Source organism: Phycisphaerae bacterium (assembly GCA_035384605.1).
GTDB lineage: Bacteria > Planctomycetota > Phycisphaerae > UBA1845 > PWPN01 > JAUCQB01.
In genome coordinates this window covers 71,537-95,407 of record DAOOIV010000006.1, presented here as the reverse complement: position 1 = coordinate 95,407, position 23,871 = coordinate 71,537, and the positions used below count along the sequence as shown (strand labels likewise).

The following is a 23,871-nucleotide window of genomic DNA, read 5'->3' as shown; positions in this document are numbered from 1 at the left end:
GAGGTTCACCATGCGACGTTGGATACTCTTGGCACTGCTGGGTCTTCTTGCCCTTGCTCAGTCCGGATGCGGCGGGGACGGCGTAGCGTACACACGACGGGAACGGATTCAACGGATGAAGCGCACGATGGAATGGGATGCCAAGCAGTACGCAGATGACGTCGATCTCTTCTGGCTTAACGACCAGAATCTCCGCACGTCCAAGTGGAGCATTCCCTAAGGTTTGATCTTCCACTGCTCAAGCAGCTTATTCAGCGCTTCGCCCGTCGGCGGCGTGAACTTGGGGTTCTTTGGCTCGGCCACCGTGAGGGGGGCCTTGTCGCCGAGACGCTTTTGCCATTCGGCCAGTTGGACCATCATCTTCTCGATTCGCTCCTTCTGCCCCGTGTCGTCGGCCAAGTCGTGTAACTCGTCGGGGTCGGCCTGCAGATCGAAAAGCTGCGTCTTGTCAATGAGGGGGTAGCGGATCAGCTTGAATCGTTCGTCGCGGATCCCGCGCTGGCAGTTGCCGTATGACATGAAAACAGAATCGCGGACGCTCTTTACCTTTTCATCGATCACCGGCTTGAAACTCTTGCCGTCAAGGCCGTCGGGAACCGCCGTACCCGTCATTTCGCAGATCGTGGGGAAAATGTCCATCAGGTAGACGAGGGCGTCGCTGCTGCCGCGAGGAACGCCCGGTCCGACGATGATAAGCGGCACCTTGGCGCTGTGATCGTACAAGCTCTGCTTGCCCATCAAACCGTGGCTGCCGAGAGCCAAGCCGTTGTCGGACGAGAAGATAATGATGGTGTTGTCGAACAAGCCAAGCTGCCTGACGGCATCGAGCAGCCGGCCCAAGTTGTGGTCCAACCCGCTAATGACGGCATAGTACTCGTGGAGTTGGCGCCGGATTTCGTCCTCGGTTCGTGGCCAAGGGGCCAGGAGCTCGTCCCGAATCACCATTTCGCCGTTGTCGAAGGGGTGAAGCGGCATGTAGTTTCTTGGCAGAGGGATCTTGTCGCGCTGGTAGAGATCAAGGTATTTCCGGTCGGCCACACGGGGGTCGTGGGGGTTTCCGAAAGCCAGGTACATGAAAAATGGTCTGTCTACGGGCCGGTTCCTGAGGAAGGCGATGGCCTCGTCAACGATAATCCTGCCGGGTTCACCGCTCTTGCGATCCTGGCTCTCGTCGACGTACTTGTCGACGTCAAACAGCTTCTGAATGAGCACGGCGTTGTTGCCCTTCTTGCCGTGATGATAAGTGAAGTAGCCCGCCTGCTTCATGGACGCGGGGAAATTCGGCTGGTCGGCAGGGGCATAGGGCCCATTCCATCGGAAGTATGCCCGACCGCTGAGCAGCATGTTGCGGCTCGGCTGACAGACGGCGCCGACGTTGCTGCCGAAGATATAGGCGTTGCGGAACACGAGCCCTTGCCGGGCCAGCGAGTCCATGACAGGCGTCTTGATCGCAGAATTGCCGAGCGCGGCAATACCGTCCGGCCGCTGGTCGTCTGTGAACAGAAAGAGCACGTTAGGGCGGCTGCTTTCGGCGGCCATCGCCGGGCCGGCGAGAAGAATCGTAAGCACGAGCAAACCGACGGTCATCCGAATGATACGGCGCCACAGGCCATTGAACAACATGTCAGAATCCTCCGTCGCGAATGGGGTCCATAATACCACAAGCCGCACGATACGTCCTGCTCCTGAGAGCTCTCAAACAACCTGATTTGACCATGCTTCCTGCCGGGACGAAAATGTGTTGCATGTCGAATGACACCGCGTGAAGTGGCGATTCCTACAGAGTCGGCCTGTAACTTGGCGAGCGAGCGATGAACAGAATCCGGCGTGGAGTTCTGCGCCTTTTGTGGTGCGGGTCGGGCTATCTGGCGGCTCTGGTCGCTGCAGGTTGCGCCCGCCCGCTCGAGAACGCGCACATGCGCCTGCTGTTCAACGCCGATGGGCCGGCAGAACCACTCCAAGTCATCAACCGGCGAGCGGGTCGATCTTTCGCCATATCGACAACCGCGCCTCTCCTACAGTTCACAGAGGGGCAAGCCGGCGGTCCTCAGGTCCGGCCGACTCGCGCGGCCGCTCGCTTCTTCCCGGGCGGTTCGTCACTCGTCATCGAATACCCGCGGCAACGAGTTGGTCTCGGGGAGATATTGATACGGAAGATCATTACCCTGCGCGGTGAATCCGCGTGGTTCCGCCAGCATGTTGAGTTCGATGCTGTTGATCTTCCAGGCAGCCCCAGGGCACCCCAGTTGACGCTGGAACGAGTCGTCCTGCTCGACGAACCCCTGCCCGAGCCGGTGGAGTTCACGATGCCGGGATGGCAGAGCTACCCCGTCTTCACCGAGAGCCTCTTTTTCGGCGTGGAGTTCCCGGTGGCCAGTGCCATGGTCAAGGACGGGCGCATCGTTCTGTCGCATGCCCCTGGTAGAGTCATGACCCTGCCGACCTCCTATCGTTCGCGCGAGGCGGTCGTCGGTGTCTGTCCGCCCGGACGGGTGCGAGAATCGTTCGAGCGATACGTCGATTCGTTTCGCCGCAAAGGAAAAGGTCCCCACTTCAACTACAACAGTTGGTGGACGGCGCCGGTCCCTTTCTCCGAGAAAGACGTCCTCAGCCTGATCAAGACGTTCGAAGATCAGCTTTACCGCCCGTTCGGCGCGGCGATGGATTCATTCACCCTCGACATGGGCTGGTCGGCTCGAACAGGCATTTGGCAGATCGATCGTTCGAGATTCCCCGGCGAGTTCGCGACGCTGAACCGTGCCTTGGCCGCGCAATCCTGCCGCTTGGGCCTGTGGTGGTCGCCCAGCAACAACTACACACCGCAGTCGTTTGACAGTCTTTGGGCCGCCAAGCAAGGCTATGAGACGCAGTCGCTGGCCAGTTCCACCATCAGGGACTACCGCGTTTGCTGCCTTGCGAAGGGAACGCGATACCAGGCTGCTGCAAAGGAGGCGATCGCCGGGCTGGCCAACCGGTTCAAGCTCGGGCAGATGAAGTTCGACGGCTACAGGCACGAATGCAAGGAAGCGGATCACGGCCATCTGCCCAACGAGCTCTCGCGCGAGGTCACGGCCGAAGGGATCATCGATATCTTTGCGGCGGTCCGCGAGGCGAGCCCGGACATCTGGATGGAGCCAACCTGTTTCGGATACGACGCCAGCCCGTGGTGGCTGCGCTACGTCGAGTCGGTGATCGGTCCGTTCGGCGACGACGCACCGGCCGGCGCAGTCCCCGCACCTGTTTACCGCGAGAGCTATACGACCTCCCGCGACTTTTACAATCTGCGTGGGGCGGCAACGCCCGTCCCGATTGCCGCTCAAGAGGTGCTCGGCATCGTGCACCAGACGCCCGACCCGCTGTGCAACGACGCCGTGGTCACGGTTCTGCGTGGGCACCAGTTCATCAGCCTGTACCTCAATCCCAAGCACATGCGGCCGGACGAGTACCGCTTCCTTGCCGAGCTCATGACGTGGTCGCGGGCCAATGCGTCGTTGCTTGAGCGAACGAAACTCGTCTGGCCGCGAACGTGGCGGGAGAAGGGCTTGCCGACAGTCCACGACACCAAGGCGATGCAACGTGAGACCTACGGATATGCTCATTGGAACGACGGCCAGGGCCTGATCTGCCTGCGCAACCCGTGGATTCAGATGGACTTGGTCGAGGTGCTGCTTGACGAAGCGACCATCGGCGCGGACGTGAGGTTCGAGAGATACTCCGCAATACAGGAATACCCCCATCGCCGTTGCGTGGCCGTCGGACTGAATCATGGCGACAGGCTGACGCTGAGCATGGGACCGTATGAGACGAAGGTCATCCGCCTTTGTCCGTCAATCAGGGAGGATCTGCCCGACTCCTCCAGCGGACAGGTGTGCGGGGCAAAAGTCGCCTCGGCGAAGAGCAAGGCGGTTAAGACGACTGCTCAATCCCCTGGGACGCAACCCTTCGGCGATGACTACACAATCGTGACGCCGCCGGAAGGCTTGCGGTGGACCTCGACGATCGAAGGACGGAGCCCTGGGCGCGGCTGGAAGGTTTACTACCTTCTTGAATCGGACAAATCGCCGGAAGTCCTGGATCCAGTGTTCACGATCAACGGCTTGGCCGCTGAAAGCACGCTGATCGACTCGGCGGGCCAGTGGTGCGCCTCGGGATTGAAGTCAAAGCACGGATGGAAGTGGTACGTGGTTGATCTTCCATCAGGACAATGGCAAGTGTCTGCGGCCATGAACACGCCGCAACATGACATCTCGGCATCCGCATGGTTGGTCCGAGAGTTCGATCCGCCGGCAGCCATCACACAACCGGGGCCACATAAGGGCCGCATGCCGCCATTTCCCCTGCCGCCCGACTGTAGATCGCAGATATCGGTGGTTGCGATTGCTCCGACGAGACTGCTGACTCCGGATATGGAGGTCATTACCTTTGAGCCCAGGATCAAGAGGATCCCTGGGATCTACCTCGACCGGCTGGAGCCGGTTTCGGTCAAGCAGGGCTGGGGCAGGCTTATGAAAAACAAGAGCGTGTGGGACAAAACGATGTGCATCGGCTCCCAGGTCTACCACCGTGGGCTCGGCACGCATGCACCGGCCGAGGTGGTCTACGATCTTGGCGGGAAGTACAAGGCCTTTCACGGCCTGGCGGGCCAAGACGCGGCCGCGAACGGCACCATCACTGTTGAGATTCACGTGGACGGCGAGAAACGCTGGGATAGCGGGCGGATGGCGCGTCACGAGCCCGCCAGAGAGTTCAGTGTCTCTGTTGCCGGGGCCAAGACGCTGACTATCATCGTGACCGATGCCGATGACGGGATTGTCGGCGACCATGCCGACTTGGCAGACGCCTGGCTGGAGCCGTAGGGGCATGCTGCTGGACACTATTCTTGATTCCTCCTACCGGCCGCCCAGGGTGGCGGTCATTGTAGCGCACCCCGACGACGAAACGCTGTGGGCCGGCGGCCAGATATTGGCTCGACCGGACTGGGATTGGACCATTGTGACTCTGTGTCGGGGCAATGACCCGGACCGGGCTCCCAAGTTCCGGCGGGTGTTAGAGCGCCTGAACGCCCGTGGGGCCATGGCCGACCTGGATGACGGGCCGGAGCAGACTCCGCTGCCTTGGGCTGAAGTTGAGGACGCCATCCTGTCGTTATTATGCGGAACGGCATTCGACGCGGTCCTGACACACGGGCCGTGGGGGGAATACACCCGGCACCGGCGTCATGAGGAGGCTTCGCAGGCGGTTACCCGTTTATGGCGGAATGGGCGGCTGACGGCCGGCCGTTTGTTCCTGTTCGCCTTCGAGGACGGGCAACGGGCATACCTGCCCCGACCCCGAGCAAATGCCCACCTGGTTGAGACGCTCTCGCAAGAGATATGGCAACAGAAATACGATATTATCACCGGCCTTTACGCCTTTGCGCCCGACAGTTGGGAGGCCCAGGCAACGCCCCGACAAGAGGCGGTTTGGCATTTTGAGTCTCCCGACGCGCTGAATGGATGGATTGGAAGCGAGGAAGGATCCTGTCGATGAAAGCACTGGTTCTGTATGACTACCCGCCGTCACCCGGCGGGTTGGCGACTCAGGGGGATCTGCTTTACCGGGGACTCCAGCAACTGGGCGTCGATGTTTACCCGGTGAATTTCGAGTCGGCCCAGGAGAAAGAATGGTATTACCGGTGGTTCAAGCCGGACGTAGTGGTAGGTGTCGGGTATTGGGGCCACACGCCGCATCTGATTCTCCATCCGCAAAGGCATGGTGTCCAGGCGGTGCCGTGGCTGGTGGCGGACGGCTTCGTGGCCAACTACCGCGAGGTTCTCAACTCTCTCCCATTGATTCTGACCACCTCTGAATGGGTAAAAAACGTCTATATCCGCGACGGTATCAACGGCGAGAACATGTGCGTGCTGCCGGTGGGCTGCGACACCGACAGCTTCATACCCAGGGACATCAGTGATGCGAAGGTCAGGGTCGTGCGGGAGGCACTGGGCGTCGAGCCCGATGATCTGATGATCCTGACGGTGGGCGGGGACGCGGCGTCGAAGGGCGCGCAGGAGGTCATGCAGGCCCTGGCCTTGATCGCCAAGGACGTCCCCAAGTGGAAATACGTTTGCAAGGTCTGGCCGCAGCAGCGAACCGAAATTCAGAACCGTATGGATCGGGAGTTGGCCACGCAACTGGGTATCGAGAAGAACGTCATCTACACGACGAACAAGGTGTCGCGGAACTTCATGCCTTATCTCATCGCCGCCTGTGACATATACGCCGCCCCGTCGCGACTGGAAGGCTTCGGGATGCCGCAGGTGGAGGCGGGTGCGTGCGCACGCCCGGTGGTCAGTATCAATGCGATGGCCCCGGCCGAGACGTTGGTCCACGGTGAGACGGCGCTTCTTGCGGGAGTGGCACAGGAAATCCGAATCGCGGAGGCCATTCTGGGAGAAGAGTCGGGTTTCAACAAGGCGCAGCGGGTAGTTTTCGAGAACCTGCGTATCGTCGACTACCGGGCCAGCATCTACGACATTGCCGAGCATCTCAAGACTCTGATGACTGATGCCGACTTGCGTGCCCGAATGGGAACGAAGGGACGGGAGCGCGTGGTAAGCAAGTACGACTACCGGGTGGTGGCGCGCCAGTTTGTCGACTATGTCCGTGAGAAGTTGGGTATCCAATGAGTCGTACGTCGGCAAGCCTGGAGCAGACCGCCGAGGCCAAGGCGGCGGCGATGGAGGTGCTCCTGAACAACGTTCGGGGGCCTTGCCAGAGGCTACCGCGGACGGCCGCGTGGGGTTACCCCGAGCCGTACACCCGTGACATGATGATTTCCGCGCTGGGCTTTCTTTCCTCCGGGGATTCCGTACTGCGAGATGCGCTGCGGCGGGTGCTGCTGTCGCTGGCCCGGACTCAGACGCCGCATGGGCATATCGCCTCATTGGCTCACGACCCGAAAGATCTCGGCGCAAGTGACACCACGCCGCTGTTCCTTTTCGGGTTGGGATTGTATCGCAAGGTCACCGGCGACAAGCGGTTTCTCCGCAACGCGGCCATGAAAGCCCTTCGCTGGATGGAGTACCAGGGAGCGGATGACATGGTCATGGTCGACCAACAACCGACTACTGACTGGCGTGATGAGCAGTGGGTGCTGGGCTACGGGCTTTACGTCAACACGATTGTGTACGCGTGTCTTCGGCTTCACGGTCAGCATCGCAAGGCCGACCTGCTTCGTTGCCTGATCGATCATCCCGACCTTCGCGGCTCAAAACGACAGCGCTATGTTCACGAGGGTTTCGTCATTCCGGGAAAGCCCTACTATGCGCTCTGGTCGTTTAAGGTCTACCACAGCCGGCGGTTCGATCTGCTGGGCAACAGTCTTGCGATTCTCACCGGCATCGCCCCGCAAGCCCGGGCCCAGCGGATCATCAACTGGACGGAAACGCAATGTCGCCGCTTGCGCCGTCGCGGGGAACTGGCCGTGGACCTGCCGCCCTGTCTGATCCCGTATATTCAACCCGAAGACCAGGACTGGCGGCCGCGCTACCAGCGGTACAATCGGCCGGGGAACTACCACAACGGCGGCGTCTGGCCGTTCGTCTGCGGCTTCTACATTGCCGCGCTGGTCGCCGCAGGTCGCAGCCGACTGGCGGCTCAGAAGCTGGCCATACTGACCGAGCTTGTCCGCCCGGCGAAAAAGGCCAAGGTAAGCTACGGGTTCAACGAGTGGATCAAGGCCCAGACAGGTCGACCTCGCGGCCACGACTGGCAAACCTGGTCCGCGGCGATGTACCTCTATGCGGCCGAATGCGTTGAACAAGGGCGAACGCCGTTTTTCGATGAGATTCGCCGCCTGGGTCGGTCGTCCCAGAAACCGGATGAATGAAAGGCAACGTCGCAGGATGGCCCCGTCCTCGCGGAGCCTGACAAACGGAGGCCGGCTTCCGCCTATTCCGCCCGCCCACGAATCCCGTTACGCTATTCCCGCGAATCAGGAAGATTCGCCATGAGTCCTGAGAACCGCCGGCCCCAGAGGAAGCCTTCATGCTGTTGTTGTGGATCGGGTTCGTCACCCTTGTCGTCCTGATGCTCGTTTTTGACCTGTGCGTCTTGCACCGCAGGGCGGTGGTCATCGGGCTCAAGCAGGCGCTGCTCTGGTCGGCCATGTGGATCGCGGTGGCGCTCTCTTTCAACGTCGCGCTTTACTACATCTACAAGCACGACTGGATGGGCATTGCGGCACAGCGCATCGCCAGTGATCCGGCCAGGTACCCGATGCCGGTGGCCCAAGCGGACGCCAAGGTGGCGGCCACCGCCGCCAAGGAGTACTTCGGCGGCTACATCCTCGAGAAATCGCTGAGCGTAGACAACCTTTTCGTCATGGCGGTGATCTTCTCATTCTTCGGTATCAAGGCAGAGCATCAGCACCGCGTGCTTTTCTGGGGTATTCTCGGGGCGCTGGTCATGCGCGGCATCATGATCGGCGGGGTAACCTGGGTGGTTCATCATCTTCATTGGATGACTTACGTCTTCGGGTTGTTGTTGATTCTGACGGCTGTCAAGATGCTTTTTTCTAAAGAGGAGCATATCGATCCCGATCGTAATCCTCTCGTCCGGCTGGTCCGGCACTTTTACCCGGTGACGTCCCAGTTTCAGGGAGCGCGTTTTGTCGTGCGACAGAACGGCCGGTGGGCCATTACGCCCCTGCTTCTGGCTCTTCTTGTCGTGGAGACGACCGACCTGTTGTTTGCCATCGACTCGATTCCGGCGATCATCGGCCTGACCGCGGACACCTTCATCGTGTTCACCTCGAATATCATGGCCATTCTCGGGTTGCGGGCTCTCTATTTCGCTCTGGCCGGCATGATGCGCGAGTTTGAGTATCTCAAACTGGCGCTGGTGATCATCCTGGCGTTCGTCGGTGTGAAGATGCTCATCGTGGCCTTCGGCATTCGCCTCGACATTAATCTCTCGCTGGCGATCATCGTGACGATCCTGACGATCGGCGTGGTGGCCTCGATCATAGCAGGCAAGCGACAGAAAGGGACCACGAATGACGGAGTTACAGGGACTACCGCCTGACGCAGGCCGCCGGCACGAAGACACCGACTGCGGAGAGGCCTCCTCGGCGCAGACGGTACCAGCGACCCGAATGCGTCGCATCTGGCGGCTCATTTGGCGCATCCTGGTGGCCATTGTCGGCTCGGCGGTGGTGCTGGCCGGCATCGGTTTGAGCATACCGCTGATTCCCGGCCCGGGGTTCGCCGTGATTATCGCCGGGCTGGCTATTCTCGCCACCGAGTTCTCCGGCCCGCGCCGCCTGCTCCGGTGGCTGCCGCGCAGAATTCGCCAGTGGAAAGCAGAAAGGGCCAGGCGGCAGGCTCGGTAAAGTCTGCTCGATGAGCGGGAGAACGGGCGCCTGCCGCTCGCCCGAACCACTCACTTCGCTTGCACGGCGATCTTTCTCGGCCTGAACGCCTCGGTCTTGGGCAGATGCAGGGTCATGACGCCGTTCTTCAGCTCGGCGCGGATACTGTCCACATCAATGCCGTCGCCGATGCGGAACGAGCGATAGAAGTCGCCCACTCCGTACTCGTGAAGGAGATAGCTGGTTTTGGAATCATCCTGCCGCGGCTCCACTTTGCCGTAAATGGTCAATTGACCGTCCTCATATTGGATGTCGATATCGGCGGCCTTGACACCCGGCATGTCCGCCAACAGCAACAGGCCGTTGTCTTTTTCGATGATGTCCACCTGCGGCGAGTAGACCTGCCGATCACGGGTCTGCTCGGCCTGCGCCACATCACCCTCTGTTCTCACGATCGCTTTGTGCTTTCTCATGACACATGAGCTCCGTTATTGTTTTCCTGTTCCTGCTTACGATGCCGGGAGCTGCTCGTCCGCCGTCCAAGCGCTCCCAAGAACCTGCACGACGGGCTTCCGGCCTGCTGCAAAGACCGGTGAGATGCCGGTCCCGCACGAGCCTTGTGAAAGACGGCCTAGACTTCCTTGACCGTGATCTTTCGGGGCCGAGCCTCGTCGGCCTTGGGCAGGCTGAGTGTCAAGACCCCATCCTTGAGCGTCGCATCGACGGCCTCCGCCTTGATATCGACCGGCAGGGTCACTGTTCGCGAGAACTCGCCCGTACCGCGCTCGCGCCGGTGGTAAGACGCGTCTTCTTCCTCGGCCGTGCCGCGGCGACCCTTGATGGTCAGCTCGTTACCGACAACAAGGATCTCGAGATCCTCCTGAGTAACGCCGGGTATTTCGGCTTCGGCGTAAAGGCAATCGCCGCTTTCCCAGACGTTGATCGCAGGAAAACCTGGCGATCCGAACAGCGCCCCGCGAACACCCAGGGGGTCAAATTCATCCAGCAGTCCGGCGATCTCGCGCCGCAGTTGTTCAAAGGGCGAGATTCGGTTGTATCGACGCACCTGCATGGCTCTTCTCCTTTCGCGACGACGGGTCGCAACATTCCGGCGGAGGTCCGGGCAACGGCAGTACGGTACCGCTTGCGACGCGGCGTTCGCCGCCTCCGCGCCAACCATCAGATCCCGCCAACCACCCTTGATACGACACCGGTGTGCTAACGGTTGTTTCCACCAAACAATGGCAAGTACCGTACCAGCGGTGCTCTGGGTAGATGCCTTTACGTAAATCATGATTTGCAAAAGAGTTGCACTCGCCAAGGTGATATCGGGAGTCGGAAAGGGTCATTCTGGCATGCCCAATTTGGCAGCATATCTTGTCAGGAAGAAACAGACACACAGGTCGGCTCTGGCAAGCCTTGCGCCAGGCCAGGACTATTGTCAGGCAAGGCTGCGCGGTCGGGAAAGCCGCGTTCACACCAGCATTGCACACGGCGGCGCTGGGGAATGGCGAATGGCCCATCCAGAATTGAGAACGGGGTCGGCTCTAACGCGATCGACGACGTGCACCGGCGGTGGTGCGCCAGTGCAAGCCAAGAAGCCTGCGAAGAAGGTTGTCTCCGGGGTTCCATCCGATTGTCCCTTATCGGCTTTGGTCTCACGGAAGGGCTTGTCTTTCGAACCTTATGGCCGGACATCTGTGCGGCTTGCGCGCATGTTTCTGGATCGCAGAGCGCTTGGGTTGCGACCCGCAAAAAGGCGCTCCGCCTTAGCCTTTGCTGAATCGCGGACCACCAAGCCTGATCTTTCTGTTTACCTCGAACGCCGCATCGGCGATATCGGTGATCCTCACATCGTTGTATCCGATCACGATTGACTCAAGGCGATTGTTCAGCGGCTTGATCCATCTGCGAGGCAGACGGTCGGCTCCCAGCATGGCACCGAGGACCGAACCGGCGGTGGCCCCCGTGCAATCAGTGTCCCAGCCGCCCATCACCGTTATGCAGATCGTCTTGCCGAAATCCATCTGCCCATACAGCAACCCCATGATCACCAGGCAGGCGTTGTTGATGGTGTGGACCGAGTGGTAGTGGCCATATCGGTCATGGATCGCGTGCAGGGTGTCCTGCCAGTTGCGGTTTTCGTCGGCCCACCTGGTGACGTCACGGACCGCTGTCGCCAATCGGCAACCAGCCGGGATTTCTGACAGGCCGATCTCGATCACCTCACGCACGTCGTCGCACACCGCGGCTGCGGCGATCATAGCCGCAAAAAGCATCTCGCCGTAAACCCCGTTTTTCGCGTGCGATAACGTCGCGTCGCGGTAGGCGAACTCCGCCGCCAGCTCCGGCATGCCGGCGGCACAGTAGCCGAAGCCGTCGGCCCGGATCTGTGCCCCGATCCACTCGCGGAAGGGGTTACGGTAGAGCGGAACCTGATCGAGCGGCAGTCTGTTGACGAGATTGCGATACGCCGCCCGCTCGGCCGTATAGGTCATGAAATAGGGCAATCTCATCTGCCACTCGTGGGCGACGTTGGCGGTGGTGAACTTCGGTCCGTAGGTCTTGAGGCAGTGAATGCCGAGTATGGTGTAGTCGGTATCGTCATCGCGTTCCATGTGCTTGAAGTGACCGAGGGTGCAGTATGTTACCCCGGCCGGATGGATCGGTTTACCTCCGGCCTCGATCGTCGACGACTCGAAGTAGTAGGCCAACGGGAAGCGATCAGCTTTTTTCAGGGCCTTGAAGATTCGGTCACGGTGCCAGTCTTCCACGGGTTTACCCAGCATGCAGCCGGCACAGCGTCCGAGAAAAGCTCCTCGGAGCCGATCGCGCAATCGCGCGGTTGAGGCCGGCGACTTGATTCGCCGTGGTCTGCGCGGCCGAAGCCGCCGAATCCCCGCGAGGTCGTTCGGCTCGCGCCTCGCCAATCTTGGTTCGGGTTTCAAGGTCATCAGGTCGTCGTAGAGCGCGTTGAGCTCATCGATGCGCTTGCCTGCCTTTCGCATCCGTTGAGCGTGCCCCACTACATTGCATCCCTCTTCGCGCCGCTGGCGAATCTCTTCTCTAAGCAAGGCAATCAGCTCGTCCGGGCTGTGCATACCCGTCCTCCGAACCGGCGAGAGCGATAACAGCGCTGTCCAGAAGCGGACGCCTGCCGGAAGCTCCGCAGACGTCGGCGGCCGGCATCATAGGTGTTACTACTGGATGTGCAAGGACTTGCGCGAAGTTACTACCTGCTCAGGACTGAGTGTCGACGAGGCATTCCAACAGCCCTCACGAGCCGCACAAATCACCCATTTTAACAACATCACTTTTCGGCTCACAAAGCATTGTGGCATAAAGACTTATGCCATACTGATCGAAGAGAACGCTCTGGCACACCTCGGAACATTGGTTGCTTCCTCAGCTTAGCAGACCGGCCCGGAACCGAGAGCGAGGCCGGTGGAGGTAGAGGAGGCAGAAGAAGAGATGTACGCCTACGCCACGATGGTCTACATGTTTCTCGCTCGTAAGACAAAGATCATTCTCTTGACGGTCCTGATGTACGCCGCCCTTTGCTGAGGGGGCGTCACCCTCCCCGCGCGGGGCTCGGACTTGTGCATGCCTACTGAAACCCGGCCGCGATGCTGCTCTGGGGCGTCCAACCTGCAATTATCTGAAGATCGGCTTCTGACGGTCTTTTTGCAAGGCCGGCCGGTTGTGGCGGGTTCTCCTGCAGCGTCGATCAGCTTCGCCAGACATCCTCACGCGGTCTGTTGCGTGTGAGTTGCGTTGCCCGGCTCATGGGCAACGACGATCATGCCATATCGGTCTGCCAGGGCGATCATCTGATTCACGTCGATGGCCAGCGTGACTCCGGCTTCGAAAACCAGCGCTTTGGCGCCGTGACGATGCAGGTTCTCGATCGTGTTTGGCCCGACGGTCGGCACGTCGAAGCGGAGATCCTGGTTAGGTTTGGCGACCTTGATCAGCGTCCAACCGCCGTGACGGCAGAGTTCGCCCGCCCGCTCGATCATGCGATCGGTGCCTTCGATCGCCTCCACCGCGATGACTTCCTGTTCCTTGACGGCGATCGACTGTCCGATGTCCAGTCGGCCCATCTCCTTGGCGATGTGCCACCCGAACTCGATGTCCTTGTCCAGCGCTTTCGAGGGCCGGTTCCTGGTAAGCACGCCGGGCGCAGGCAGGTGCTTGCGACAGTATTGCAGGGAATCGGTCAAAGTGATGCCCTCCCGCTGCATATGCTCGGCGACCGCACGGAGGATGGTGTCGTTCCGCCGATCGGCCACCTCGAAGAACCACAGCCGGATGCTGGTCCAATCGGGTACGTATCGCAGAATGCGGAGCCGTCCGTACATCTCCGATTTTATCACGGACCCGGCCATGATCGCCTCATTTACGCCCGACTTGCGAAACAGGCGGATCCACCGGCCGAGCCGCACGATTCCCGACCAGTGGAACCGGTCGGCCACTGTCCGGAGCTCCGGATTGGCCAGGCCTCTGAGGGCGACGATCACAACCGCTCGGCCGGCCTGGTGAGCACCCTGGGCAGCGAGGAATGGAAACCGCCCCGCGCCGGCGATGATGCCCAAAGGATTGTACAGATGATCGCTCATCCTCCGCCGACCTGCTTCATGAGTTGATCCAGGTCGCGCCGCAGGCGCTTGATCTCGTTTTTGAGTTGAGGAAGTCGCTGCACGATCGCCACCTGCCGTTTGCACTCGTTGATGGGGACGGCCGGTTGCCCCAACATGGTCAGGCCTGGTTCCACATCGTTGGTCACGCCGGCTTTGGCTCCGATGACCGCGTTGTCGCCGATGCTGATATGCCCCACCACGCCGGCCTGTCCAGCCATGGTCACGTGACGCCCGACGCTGACCGAACCGGCAATGCCGACCTGAGCGACAAACAGGCAATCCTCGCCGATCTTGGTGCCGTGTCCGATGGCGATCAGGTTGCTGAACTTGGTGCCGCTGCCAATGACCGAACTGCCGAGCGTGGCCCGGTCAATAGTGCAGTTGGCTCCGATTTCCACGTCGTCTCCGATGACCACGTTGCCGATCTGCGGGATCTTGACCCATTTTTCGCCGACCGGGGCGTAGCCCAGTCCATCCTCACCGATGATCGAGCCCGCATGAATGGTGACCCGGTTGCCGAGCACGCAGGCCTCATAGATGACCACGTTGGGCATCAGCACCACGTCATCGCCGATCCTGCAGCCACGGGCAATGTAAACGCCCGGATAAATGGTCGCATGACGGCCAATCCGCACGTTCTCATCGATGTGGACGCCCGGCGCAATGTTCGGCTTCTCGCCGATGACCGCCGAGGGGTGAATGCAGGCCTGGGCCGAGCGGCCCCATTGCGGGTGTTGCCGATAGCCGTGGATCCGGACGATCGCCGCCGTCAGCGCCGCATAAGGGTCCGGTGTCCGAAGAAGGTTCATCGTGCGTGACACTCTGACGTCAGGGCGAACCAGCACGGCTGAGGCCCTTGTCGCCGCCAGTTCTTTCTCGTACTTGGGGTTTGACAAGAAGCTGAGCTGTCCCTCGCCGGCGTCCTCCAGAGTAGCCACTGACGAGACAACCACAGAGCCGTCTCCGTCCACTTCACAAGGGATACTCTGAGATGCGAGGAACTCGGTCAATTGCGTCAGGGTCAGGCCCATTCAATGCTCACTGTCTAGCGACTGCCCACCAGTCGTTCGAGACCGCTATAATATCATTCCTCGGGCAGCGGGTGTCAATCGCACGTTGGATCGGCGCACGGACGCAGGCTCGCAGGATAATGGAAAAAGAACATGGTTAACCCGGAGATAGCGGCTGTTTTCAACGAGATTGCCGATTTGCTGGAACTGACCGGCGGCGACCCGTTCCGGGTCAATTCATACAGAAAAGCGGCTCGCTCCATCGAGGACTTGACGGAGGACATCGCCGACGTGGCGAATCGCGGCGAGTTGCAGAACATCCCCGGCGTCGGCAAGGGGACAGCCGAGCGCATTATGCAGTACCTGAAGACAGGCAAGGTGGCCGTCCACCAGGAACTGCTGAATTCGATTCCGCGGGGACTGCCCGAGCTGCTCACCGTTCCGGGGCTGGGGCCCAAGAAGGTGCAGGCCCTACACCGCGAGCTGGGCGTCAACAGCATGGCGGACCTGGAGGCGGTCATTGCCGACGGCCGCGCGGAGAGGCTGCCCGGATTCGGCAAGAAGAGCGTCGAAAAGATCGCCGAGGGGTTGGCGTTTCTCAAACGTTCGGCAGGTCGCACGCCGTTGGGTGCCGCGCTGCCGCTTGCCGAGGGGCTTCGGGATGCGGTGCGCGAATTCACGGGCGTCCGGCGCATCGAGATTGCCGGGTCGGCACGACGAGGCTGTGAGACGGTGGGGGACATCGACCTGTTGTGCATCGCCGACGACGGCGAGAGGGTGGTCAACGCGTTCACCAAGCTGCCCGAGGTGACCGGCGTTCGTGCGGCCGGCGGGACGAAGGGTTCCGTGCTGGTCGCCGGTCCTGTCCGCGGAGAAATTCAGGTCGACCTTCGCGTCGTGCCCGAGGAGTCATTCGGAGCGGCGCTGCAGTACTTCACCGGATCGAAGGAGCACAACGTGCGTTTGCGGGAACTGGCCGTCCGGAGAGGCTGGAAACTTAACGAATACGGCCTCTTTGATGGGGATCGCCGGATCGCCGGACGGGAAGAGGAGGAGATCTACGAGAAGCTTGATCTGCGCCCGATACCGCCGGAATTGCGCGAGGATCGCGGGGAGATCGAGTGCAGAGGCGAGATTCCCCGGCTCGTATCCTTGGCGGACATCAAGGGTGACATGCACGTTCACTCGACTGCCAGCGACGGGCGAAGCACCATCGAGGAGATGGCCGAGGCGGCCGGCAAGCGAGGCTACCGTTACCTGGCGATCTGCGATCACTCAAAAAGCTCGGTGATCGCCAACGGTCTCGATGAGACCCGCCTGCTGCGGCATATTCAGGACATCCGGGCCGCGGGCGAGCGGGTCAAGGGCCTCACGCTGCTGGCGGGCATCGAGTGCGATATCCTGGCCAACGGGAGCCTCGACTATCCGGATGACATTCTTGCTCAGCTCGACTGGGTGATCGCCAGTATTCACTCGGCCCAGCAGCAGGATCGCGCCAGCCTCACCCGTCGCTCGATCGCGGCCATGGAGAACCCGTACGTTTGCTGTCTCGGGCATCCGTCGGGTCGTCTGCTCGGCCGGCGCGATGCCATGGATCTTGATTGGGATGAGCTCTTCGCCACCGCCGCACGGACGGGCTGCGCCCTCGAGATCAGTGCCTCGTGGCAGCGTCTGGACCTGAAAGACGTTCATATTCGGCAGGCGATCGATGCGGGGTGCCGCCTGGCGATCAGCACGGATGCCCATTCGACCGATCAGCTCGACCAGATGCCATTGGGGGTTCAAACCGCACGTCGAGGCTGGGCGACGCCCGAGCATATCCTCAATACGTTGCCGGTAGCCCGATTGCGGGCATGGATAGCCGCCAAGCGAAAAAGACGCATGTAGTTCCTCCCCTCGAACGATCGGCCGGGATCGGTTATTGAACCGCTCGGTCACGTGACGGCGACTTGCCGCCAAGGGGTGCAGAGCGTGGGACGATGACGCCCCCGATCATTTCATATCAATGCCCTTCAGTTTGGCTTTGAGCTTCTCGGCCTGATCGCCGGAGTGTTCGAGGGCGGTGTGGTAATCGATCCATTCCTCGGTTACCAGCTTGTACAGCGAGTCCACGTAGGTCACACAACCGAGTTCCTTCATGGACTGCTTCTCCATTTCAGCGACCGCTTCTGTGTACCGCCGTTCACGGATGTACCGGCGGGTCAGCGGGTTGGGCCGGAAGATCTCGTAGGCCGGCACCACGTCGATGCCCGGCTTGATGCACGGTAACAGCCGTTGGTTGATGATTGCCGCGAGGTTGTCGGCCAGCGTGCCCAGGATGCGTTGCTGCTCGATGGTATCGTAATATGCCAGAACGCGGTCGAAGGCCTGCCCGACGCCTTCGCAGTGCAGCGTGCCGAAAATCAGGTGACCGGCTTGGGCGGTCTTCAACGCCGCCTCCAGCGACTGTCGATCACGCATCTCGCCGGCAAGGCCCGCATCCGGGTCCATACGGACCAGATTGCGCAAGGCAATGTCCTCATTCGGGATCCCGTCCTCGCCGATCTCGATCTGGACTACGATCGACTTCTTCGGGGTGTAAACGTACTCGATCGGGTCCTCAATGGTCACGATCTTGCGGTGAAAGTTCCGGTTGACATGGTCGAGCATCGCGGCGATGGAGGTGGTCTTGCCGCTGCCCGTTGAGCCGGACATGATAACGAACCCCCGGGCATTCTCGCAAATATCGATGTAGTTGCTGGGAAGGTTGTAATCTTCGAAGTTCTTGATCTCCTCGAACCGCCGGATGGAAATGCTTCGTCCAATGAAACTCTCGACGATGTTAACGCGAAAACGGTTTCGGTCCACGTGATAGGAGAAGTCGATGCAGTGGTTGCGATTGAACCGCTCCTGCTGGGCCGGGTTCATGATGGCATTGGACAGGAGAATCACATCCTTTTGGCTCAGGGGACGAGCGGCCACGCTGCGAATCACCCGGGCGATACGGTAGTCCGGCGGTCGCCCGGGATTGATGTGGAGATCGGTCGCACGAGCATGCGCCTGGCCACCCTCACCGCTGGATTGCCCCATGCCTCTCAGCAGACGGTCCATGACCTCCCGGGCATTCTGCTCGGTGATGTGGAGGTCGACCAGCCCCCCACCGGGGCCGACGGTCGGGGCCTTTTGTCCTGGCGATTCAACCGATGAAGACTGACTGGACGGAGGACTGCCCCCTCCCGCCGGCGGCATATACGTCGGCGCACTCGAATCATGAACGGGAGAGCTTGGTGGCTGACCTGTACGACTTCCGCTTGGCATATGGCGACCTCACTTCCGTTGCGACGGGCATGTCCCCAAACGATGCGCTGATATTACGTAACCGACCGCCCGCCGGTTTTGACCGCTCGACCCTGAGCACCCACGAGCCCTTCCTGCGACATGCGTTCTCCGTGCAGTTTAACCGGCCGAGGGCGAGGAGGCAACCAGACGAGAGCTATCTTGCCGATTCTCCCCGGATGGGCCGACATGGGGGCCGCGGATATCGGGCCTCCGGATCTCGATATAACCCATGCCAGCCAGATCCGATTCTGAGGGAACCCGCCGGGTTGGGGACATGACAATCCGCGCTTTGCGCGCCCAGGCCACTGAGACCATCACGGCCGAGAGAGCAAGAACGATCTCTGACTCAAGATGATTCGCCGCGGACTGCGCACGGAACTGCCCCGAGAAGAACACGGAAGGCGCGATCACCGGGGGGAGTTATGCTGTACAATGGTCATGTGCGACCCGGCGGTCCGGCCGGGCCAGCCAATCAGGCGAGGTCAGTCCAAATGGCTCCCCAAAAAAGGATAGGGCGGCGACTTCTGATTACCTTCGCCGTATTGTGCGCCTGGGCGGCGCTGCCGGCGTGGGGCGTGCAAATCACTCGTGGGCCCTATCTTCAACTCCAGACCCCGGACTCGGTCAGCGTGGTGTGGTTCACGGATAGCACCTGCACCGGCGAAGTCGAGTGGGGCTTGACCGCGAGCTACGGTAATCTTGCCCAATCAACTCAGCCCGGCACCTATCACGAAATCGCGGTGACGGGCCTGTCCCCGGACACGCTCTACCACTACCGCGCTCGCAGCGACGGCACGCCCCTCAGCGGTGATGCCACTTTCAGGACCGCCCCGCCGCCCGGTGCCTCGGCTGTCTCGTTCAGTTTTGTGGGGGATTCGTGCAGCGCCCCGAGCAACTGCGCGGCAACCTATAATGCAATGCTGTCGCAATCGCCTAACGGGTTCTGCTTGACTCTCGGTGATCTGGCAGGTCGCGGTGAGGACAACATCACCGACTACTGGCAATCGCACTTCTTCACGCCGGCGGCCGGCTTCATCAAACACATTTGCATGTATACAGCCATTGGAAATCACGAGCTGTACGATGAAACGGCCACCTACGTGTATCCCGCCCGGTACCTGGCCAATTGGTCGCTCCCAAAGGCTAGTTCGGGCACCGAATTCTACTACTCGTTCGACAAAGCCCATGTGCATTTCGCGAGCATCGACACGTTCTGGTCCTCCTACGGTGTGGGTTCGGCGCAAAGCAACTGGCTGGCCGGCGACCTCACCGGTACCACCCAGCCATGGAAGATCGTCTTCGGGCACAACGGCCCGTACGTCAGCGAGGACGGAGGCTCGAACGGCAGCACGACGATGCGAACCAGCCTGGTACCGCTTTTCGAGCAGCACGGTGTCGATCTTTATCTGCACGGCCACTACCACAACTATCAGCGCAACGTCGTCAACGGCGTGTGCTACATCGATCAGGGTACCGGTGGCCAGCCGTGGTCGACGAAGCATGCCGATGACAGCCAGCCCTACGTTCGGGCGTACGCGGACCAGTATTACTGCTTCACACGCCTCGATATCCAGGGCAGCCGCCTGCTTGGCCGGTGCCTCAAGACCTCAGATGGGACCGTTCTGGACGGTTTCCAGATCGACAAGCCGGCCATCGCGATGCCCTGGCAGGATGCCTTTCCGGCCGCCGGCCCACAACTGAACTGGATCGCCCCGTGGAACTTCGGGAGTCAGTGCGGGCTCGTTGCCCGTCCCGGCAACCCGAGCGGGGATGGATATGTATTCGAGGTCGCTGACACCAGCGGCCACCAGTACGCCTACCCGATGCTGGCCGATGAGGCGCTCACCAATCAGAGCATTGAAGCCCAGGTATACTACGACAACAGCACATCCGTGAAGAACCGGTTCGGCGTTGGCCTGCGCGGCCGCCTGTTCTTCTCCGCGGCCGAGCGTAGCTACTACGCGCTCGCATTTGTGCGCAATGACAACCTGGCGGCCGACGGCCACTGTGTGCTTATAAGGCGGCAGAACGAAATCGAAACCGTGCTGGCAAACTGGACCTACCCGGACGTAGCCGGCTGGCACAAGATGCGGCTTTCCATGGAGGGACAGGAACTGAGCGTTTGGGTCGACGACCAACTGTTGACCGCGACCCCGATCCATGATAGCTCGCTGTTGAAGGGCCGGCCGTTCATTTACAATTACCGGAGTAGCATCAGCGGAGCCAAGACCCTCGTGGACAACGTGACCATCGGTCCGGTGGTCGAACCACCGGTGATCAGCCAACACCCCGTTTCGCAAACCGTCTACTTGGGTGAGACCGCCGTGTTCAGCGTGACCGCAAGCGGCTTTCCGCCCGTAAGTTACCAGTGGCAGAAGGATTTGATTGACTTGGCCGAGGCAGGCCATTGCTCAGGCGTCACGACTGCTCTGCTGACTGTGTCGAACGCGGATGGGTCGGACGTCGGCTTCTACCGCTGTGTCGTGAGCAATTCGGAGGGCAGCGCAGCGTCCAACGCGGCATCGCTGACTGTCGAGGGGCCGAGGCCGGTCCAGGCCGATTTCGACCAAGACGGCGACGTCGATCAGGAGGATTTCGGACACTTTCAGTCATGTCTGTCCGGGTCCGGCACGTCGCAAAACGAGCCCAGATGCCAGAACGCCAAGTTCGACGGCGACAACGACGTGGACGAAAGCGACTTTGCCCTGTTCCGGCAGTGCATCAGCGGCAGGGGCGTATCGGTTGATCCAAGCTGCATGAAGAGTTGACCCCCCGGGCAGCCGCCGGCTTTGGTCAGCTACTCCTCGGCCGGATCCTCGACGGCTTCATCAGCCTCAGCGGAGTTCTCTGCCAGCCACCCTCGTGGAATGTAGAAATCGTCCGGGTCGTAGGCCGTTTTGGCCATCCGTTGTGTCTTGGCCGACAAGTTCGCAGGAGGTGCCGGCGGTGTGCCGCCCACGCACCAAGACAGCATCGTGGCGGCATCCTGGTATCCGATCGCCATGATCGAGGGATGCAGATCGGCCACCTTGTGCCACTGGTCGCTAAGCATTTGCCGGGCGCTCGCGGTGATGTCCATCAGGTCCTGAATGTCAGCAGTGTGCCGCAGGCCAAGGAGATGGCCGAGTTCGTGACTGGCCACGTTCGCCAATACCTGGGCAATCTGCTCCTGCGTCGGCCACAAGGTGCTGAACAGCGAGAACGTGTCAGTGTAAATGATCGCGTTTTGCGTGCTGTCTCGATTGAACGGATCGACGTTGTCGGCCAGCCCGAGATAGCGGTCGCTGTAGGTGCCAAAGTGAATAACGGTCAGGTCGCCGGCCGGGATGTTCGGATCACCGGCCAGGTAGAAGACGACGTTGAGGCCTGCATAGTCCTCGCGGACCATTTGCAGGATGGACTGGATGACCTCCTGGGTCTTTCCGGCGAAGCGCGAATCAATGGTGGCCACATCAAACGGCGGCACGTTGACCGGTGCCTGGCGTCCGATTCGAACTCCGGAGGCCCCGATGAAGTTCAGCACTACCATCTGCGGATTGGGCTGCGGAACACCCACGTTCGGTGTGACACTGATGCCGACATTGTACAGTCGGGTCGCTTCCGATAAGGAACGCGTGCCGGCGATGGCATAAAGCGTGTCGACCGAGTCGCGCAGAACCAGGTCGATGCGTCCGGGAGCCGCGGTTCCCCGCGAGTAATCCACGTAGCCCAGCAGGTTGAAGCCGCCGTCAAACAGCCCGAGCACGACGTCACTGCCGGCGCTGGCAGCGAGCTCGGCAACCACCCGGTCACCGGCGTTCACCGGTCCAAGCGCAAAGACGTCGAAGTCGAAGCTGCCCTTGGCCGCTATGCTTCCGACCAGCGTCACCTGGCCATCGAAAACAACTGCATTGGCCGCAGCCATGTCGTCGTTGGGTTCGACCTCATTGATTTGCGGTCCGGAAAGCGGTTGTGGTGCGGGGAATGACAGAACTTGATCTCCCCAGCCGCTGAAATCAAGTGGCAGGCATCCGACCAGGCATGCCGGCACGACGGATGAGAGTATGGCGATCCGAATGAATGAGGCAGAGCGCGACACGGTTGTCCCCCCTTGCAACGTGCGAAAGCTGTCGTCAAAGCACTCTTTGGTTCCGCGGCCAGACCCGCCGCGGTGCGGAGGTGGCTCGCTTTCCCCGTGAGCAACTTGCTCGCAGGGAAAACTTACGATTCAGTTGCCCCACCGGGCAAAGAAGACAGGCAATTCAGGCAAATTGGCGCGAGCGGAGAAACAGGACGTCTGATATGATGTTGCTTTCCTTGTTTTCAGGGAACCTTTACCTATCGGTCTTGGCCGTCAAGAGATGATCGGACGTGCCGATAACGGTGGAAGCACGGGAGATTGCCAACGAATGAATGTGCGCCAACTCCGAGAACTGTTTCCGATAACGCGAAGGTACAACTTTCTGAACGCCGCGGCGGTGGCCCCGCTCAGCAGTCCGGCGTCCCAGGCCATGTGCCGCTACATCGAACATACTTGCGGGCAGGCCACGATCGGCGCGGATTTCTATATGAATGCCGAGCAAACCCGCTCCCTCGCCGCCGCCTTGATCGGTGCCGATCCCGATGAGGTCACCTTCACGAAAAACACCACCGAAGGCATCGGCTGGGTGGCCGGCGGGTTGCCCTGGCGGGCCGGAGACAACGTCGTGATCACGGCGGTGGAGTTTCCGGCCAACGTTTACCCATGGATGGGGCTCGGCAGGCAGGGCGTCGATCTGCGAATGGTGAAGGAGGTCGACGGACGCGTGCCGGCGGAGGACGTCATCGCGGCCATCGATGAGCGGACGCGCGTGGTGAGCGTCTCAGCCGTCCAATACGCCAGCGGATTTCGCATGGATCTGCCACGCCTGGGGCAGGTTTGCCGTGAGCGAGACGTTCTTCTCTGCGTGGACGCGATCCAGGCCCTGGGAGTCTTGCCGATCGATGTTCGAGCGATGCAAATCGATTTCCTCTCGGCCGACGGGCACAAGTGGTTGTGCGGGCCCGAGGGTTGCGGCATCTTCTACTGCCGGCGCGAACTGCTTGACAGGCTGACGCCGGTTTTTGCCGGTTGGTTGTGCATGGAGGACGCGCTAGACTTCGGCAACTACCGTTTTGAGTTCCTGCGATCGGCCCGCAAGTTCGACACCGGCAGTTACAATCTCGCGGGCATCTGCGGCCTGGGCGCGTCGATTGAGATGTGGCTCGAAGCAGGGATCGATGTCGTGGCCCAATGGGCGCTCGCGCTGACCGATCGGCTGGTCGAAGGCGTGAGGGGCAAGGGCTACCGGGTGGTTTCATCCAGACTCCCCGGTGAGGCCAGCAGCATCGTCGCATTCGTCTCAGACCACCACGACCATGGAGAGATCCGAAAGCGTCTGCAGGAGCAACACCGCGTCATCATTTCCTGCCGTGAAGGCCGTCTGCGCGCCAGCCCACATGCTTACAACACGCTCGAGGAAATCGACCAACTGATCGAGTTGTTGCCGGGGCACTGAGGAGAGCGGTCAGCCATCAGCATGTAGCTGTCGGC

At 60.9% G+C, this 23,871-nt stretch carries 18 protein-coding genes; 10 read left to right on the top strand and 8 right to left on the bottom strand.

Going from position 1 to position 23,871, the window contains the following annotated elements; all coding sequences use genetic code 11:
* Positions 1–10: 10 nt before the first annotated feature.
* A complete protein-coding gene (locus PLL20_03150) occupies positions 11–220 on the top strand; it encodes a hypothetical protein (protein ID HPD28967.1) in 210 nt (69 codons plus the stop codon).
* Here the strand turns inward: PLL20_03150 and PLL20_03145 are convergent.
* Positions 217–1,623, bottom strand: a complete 1,407-nt coding sequence (locus PLL20_03145; GenBank protein HPD28966.1) for a sulfatase-like hydrolase/transferase — start codon at positions 1,621–1,623, stop codon at positions 217–219. The two genes, PLL20_03150 and PLL20_03145, sit on opposite strands and share 4 nt — an antisense overlap.
* A 521-nt stretch (positions 1,624–2,144) precedes the next feature.
* Here PLL20_03145 and PLL20_03140 point away from each other — a divergent pair.
* From PLL20_03140 to PLL20_03115, 6 genes are all read left to right on the top strand, one after another.
* On the top strand, positions 2,145–4,856 hold the full coding sequence (locus tag PLL20_03140; GenBank protein HPD28965.1) for an NPCBM/NEW2 domain-containing protein: 2,712 nt from the start codon (positions 2,145–2,147) through the stop codon (positions 4,854–4,856).
* 4 nt (positions 4,857–4,860) lie between these two features.
* A complete protein-coding gene (locus PLL20_03135; protein HPD28964.1) occupies positions 4,861–5,529 on the top strand; it encodes a PIG-L family deacetylase in 669 nt (222 codons plus the stop codon).
* Entirely contained in the window at positions 5,526–6,668 is a 1,143-nt protein-coding gene (locus PLL20_03130) for a glycosyltransferase family 4 protein (protein ID HPD28963.1), read from the top strand. Before PLL20_03135 ends, PLL20_03130 begins: the two co-directional genes overlap by 4 nt.
* A complete protein-coding gene (locus PLL20_03125) occupies positions 6,665–7,870 on the top strand; it encodes a glycoside hydrolase 100 family protein (GenBank protein HPD28962.1) in 1,206 nt (401 codons plus the stop codon). Before PLL20_03130 ends, PLL20_03125 begins: the two co-directional genes overlap by 4 nt.
* Positions 7,871–8,028: 158 nt before the next feature.
* Entirely contained in the window at positions 8,029–9,066 is a 1,038-nt protein-coding gene (locus tag PLL20_03120; protein ID HPD28961.1) for a TerC family protein, read from the top strand.
* A 70-nt stretch (positions 9,067–9,136) separates the two neighbouring features.
* Positions 9,137–9,373 carry a PGPGW domain-containing protein gene (locus PLL20_03115; GenBank protein ID HPD28960.1) on the top strand — a complete coding sequence of 79 codons (237 nt, stop codon included), beginning with the start codon at positions 9,137–9,139 and terminating at the stop codon, positions 9,371–9,373.
* A gap of 50 nt (positions 9,374–9,423) precedes the next feature.
* On the opposite strand, the gene PLL20_03110 is transcribed toward PLL20_03115, so the two are convergent.
* The 5 genes from PLL20_03110 to lpxD all read right to left on the bottom strand — a co-directional run bounded on the left by PLL20_03110 (position 9,424) and on the right by lpxD (position 15,023).
* Complete coding sequence (locus PLL20_03110) at positions 9,424–9,825, bottom strand: Hsp20/alpha crystallin family protein (GenBank protein HPD28959.1); 402 nt, start codon at positions 9,823–9,825, stop codon at positions 9,424–9,426.
* Between the two features lie 158 nt (positions 9,826–9,983).
* Entirely contained in the window at positions 9,984–10,424 is a 441-nt protein-coding gene (locus tag PLL20_03105) for an Hsp20/alpha crystallin family protein (protein HPD28958.1), read from the bottom strand.
* Positions 10,425–11,121: 697 nt separating this feature from the next.
* Complete coding sequence (locus PLL20_03100) at positions 11,122–12,453, bottom strand: ADP-ribosylglycohydrolase family protein (GenBank protein ID HPD28957.1); 1,332 nt, start codon at positions 12,451–12,453, stop codon at positions 11,122–11,124.
* 645 nt (positions 12,454–13,098) lie between these two features.
* Positions 13,099–13,971 carry a UDP-2,3-diacylglucosamine diphosphatase LpxI gene (lpxI, locus tag PLL20_03095; protein ID HPD28956.1) on the bottom strand — a complete coding sequence of 291 codons (873 nt, stop codon included), beginning with the start codon at positions 13,969–13,971 and terminating at the stop codon, positions 13,099–13,101.
* Positions 13,968–15,023 carry a UDP-3-O-(3-hydroxymyristoyl)glucosamine N-acyltransferase gene (gene lpxD, locus PLL20_03090; protein HPD28955.1) on the bottom strand — a complete coding sequence of 352 codons (1,056 nt, stop codon included), beginning with the start codon at positions 15,021–15,023 and terminating at the stop codon, positions 13,968–13,970. The genes lpxI and lpxD overlap by 4 nt, the downstream gene beginning before the upstream one ends.
* A 132-nt stretch (positions 15,024–15,155) precedes the next feature.
* Here lpxD and polX point away from each other — a divergent pair, with 132 nt between their 5' ends.
* On the top strand, positions 15,156–16,889 hold the full coding sequence (gene polX, locus PLL20_03085) for a DNA polymerase/3'-5' exonuclease PolX (protein HPD28954.1): 1,734 nt from the start codon (positions 15,156–15,158) through the stop codon (positions 16,887–16,889).
* 105 nt (positions 16,890–16,994) lie between these two features.
* On the opposite strand, the gene PLL20_03080 is transcribed toward polX, so the two are convergent.
* A complete protein-coding gene (locus tag PLL20_03080) occupies positions 16,995–18,092 on the bottom strand; it encodes an ATPase, T2SS/T4P/T4SS family (GenBank protein HPD28953.1) in 1,098 nt (365 codons plus the stop codon).
* A gap of 719 nt (positions 18,093–18,811) precedes the next feature.
* Here PLL20_03080 and PLL20_03075 point away from each other — a divergent pair.
* On the top strand, positions 18,812–21,088 hold the full coding sequence (locus tag PLL20_03075) for a metallophosphoesterase (protein ID HPD28952.1): 2,277 nt from the start codon (positions 18,812–18,814) through the stop codon (positions 21,086–21,088).
* A gap of 29 nt (positions 21,089–21,117) precedes the next feature.
* Here PLL20_03075 and PLL20_03070 read toward each other — a convergent pair whose 3' ends face one another.
* Positions 21,118–22,398, bottom strand: coding sequence for a matrixin family metalloprotease (locus PLL20_03070; GenBank protein ID HPD28951.1), 1,281 nt, complete (start codon positions 22,396–22,398; stop codon positions 21,118–21,120).
* Positions 22,399–22,708: 310 nt separating this feature from the next.
* Here PLL20_03070 and PLL20_03065 point away from each other — a divergent pair, with 310 nt between their 5' ends.
* Positions 22,709–23,836 (top strand): aminotransferase class V-fold PLP-dependent enzyme, encoded by a 1,128-nt coding sequence (locus PLL20_03065; protein HPD28950.1) that lies wholly within the window; start codon positions 22,709–22,711, stop codon positions 23,834–23,836.
* Positions 23,837–23,871 lie beyond the last annotated feature (35 nt).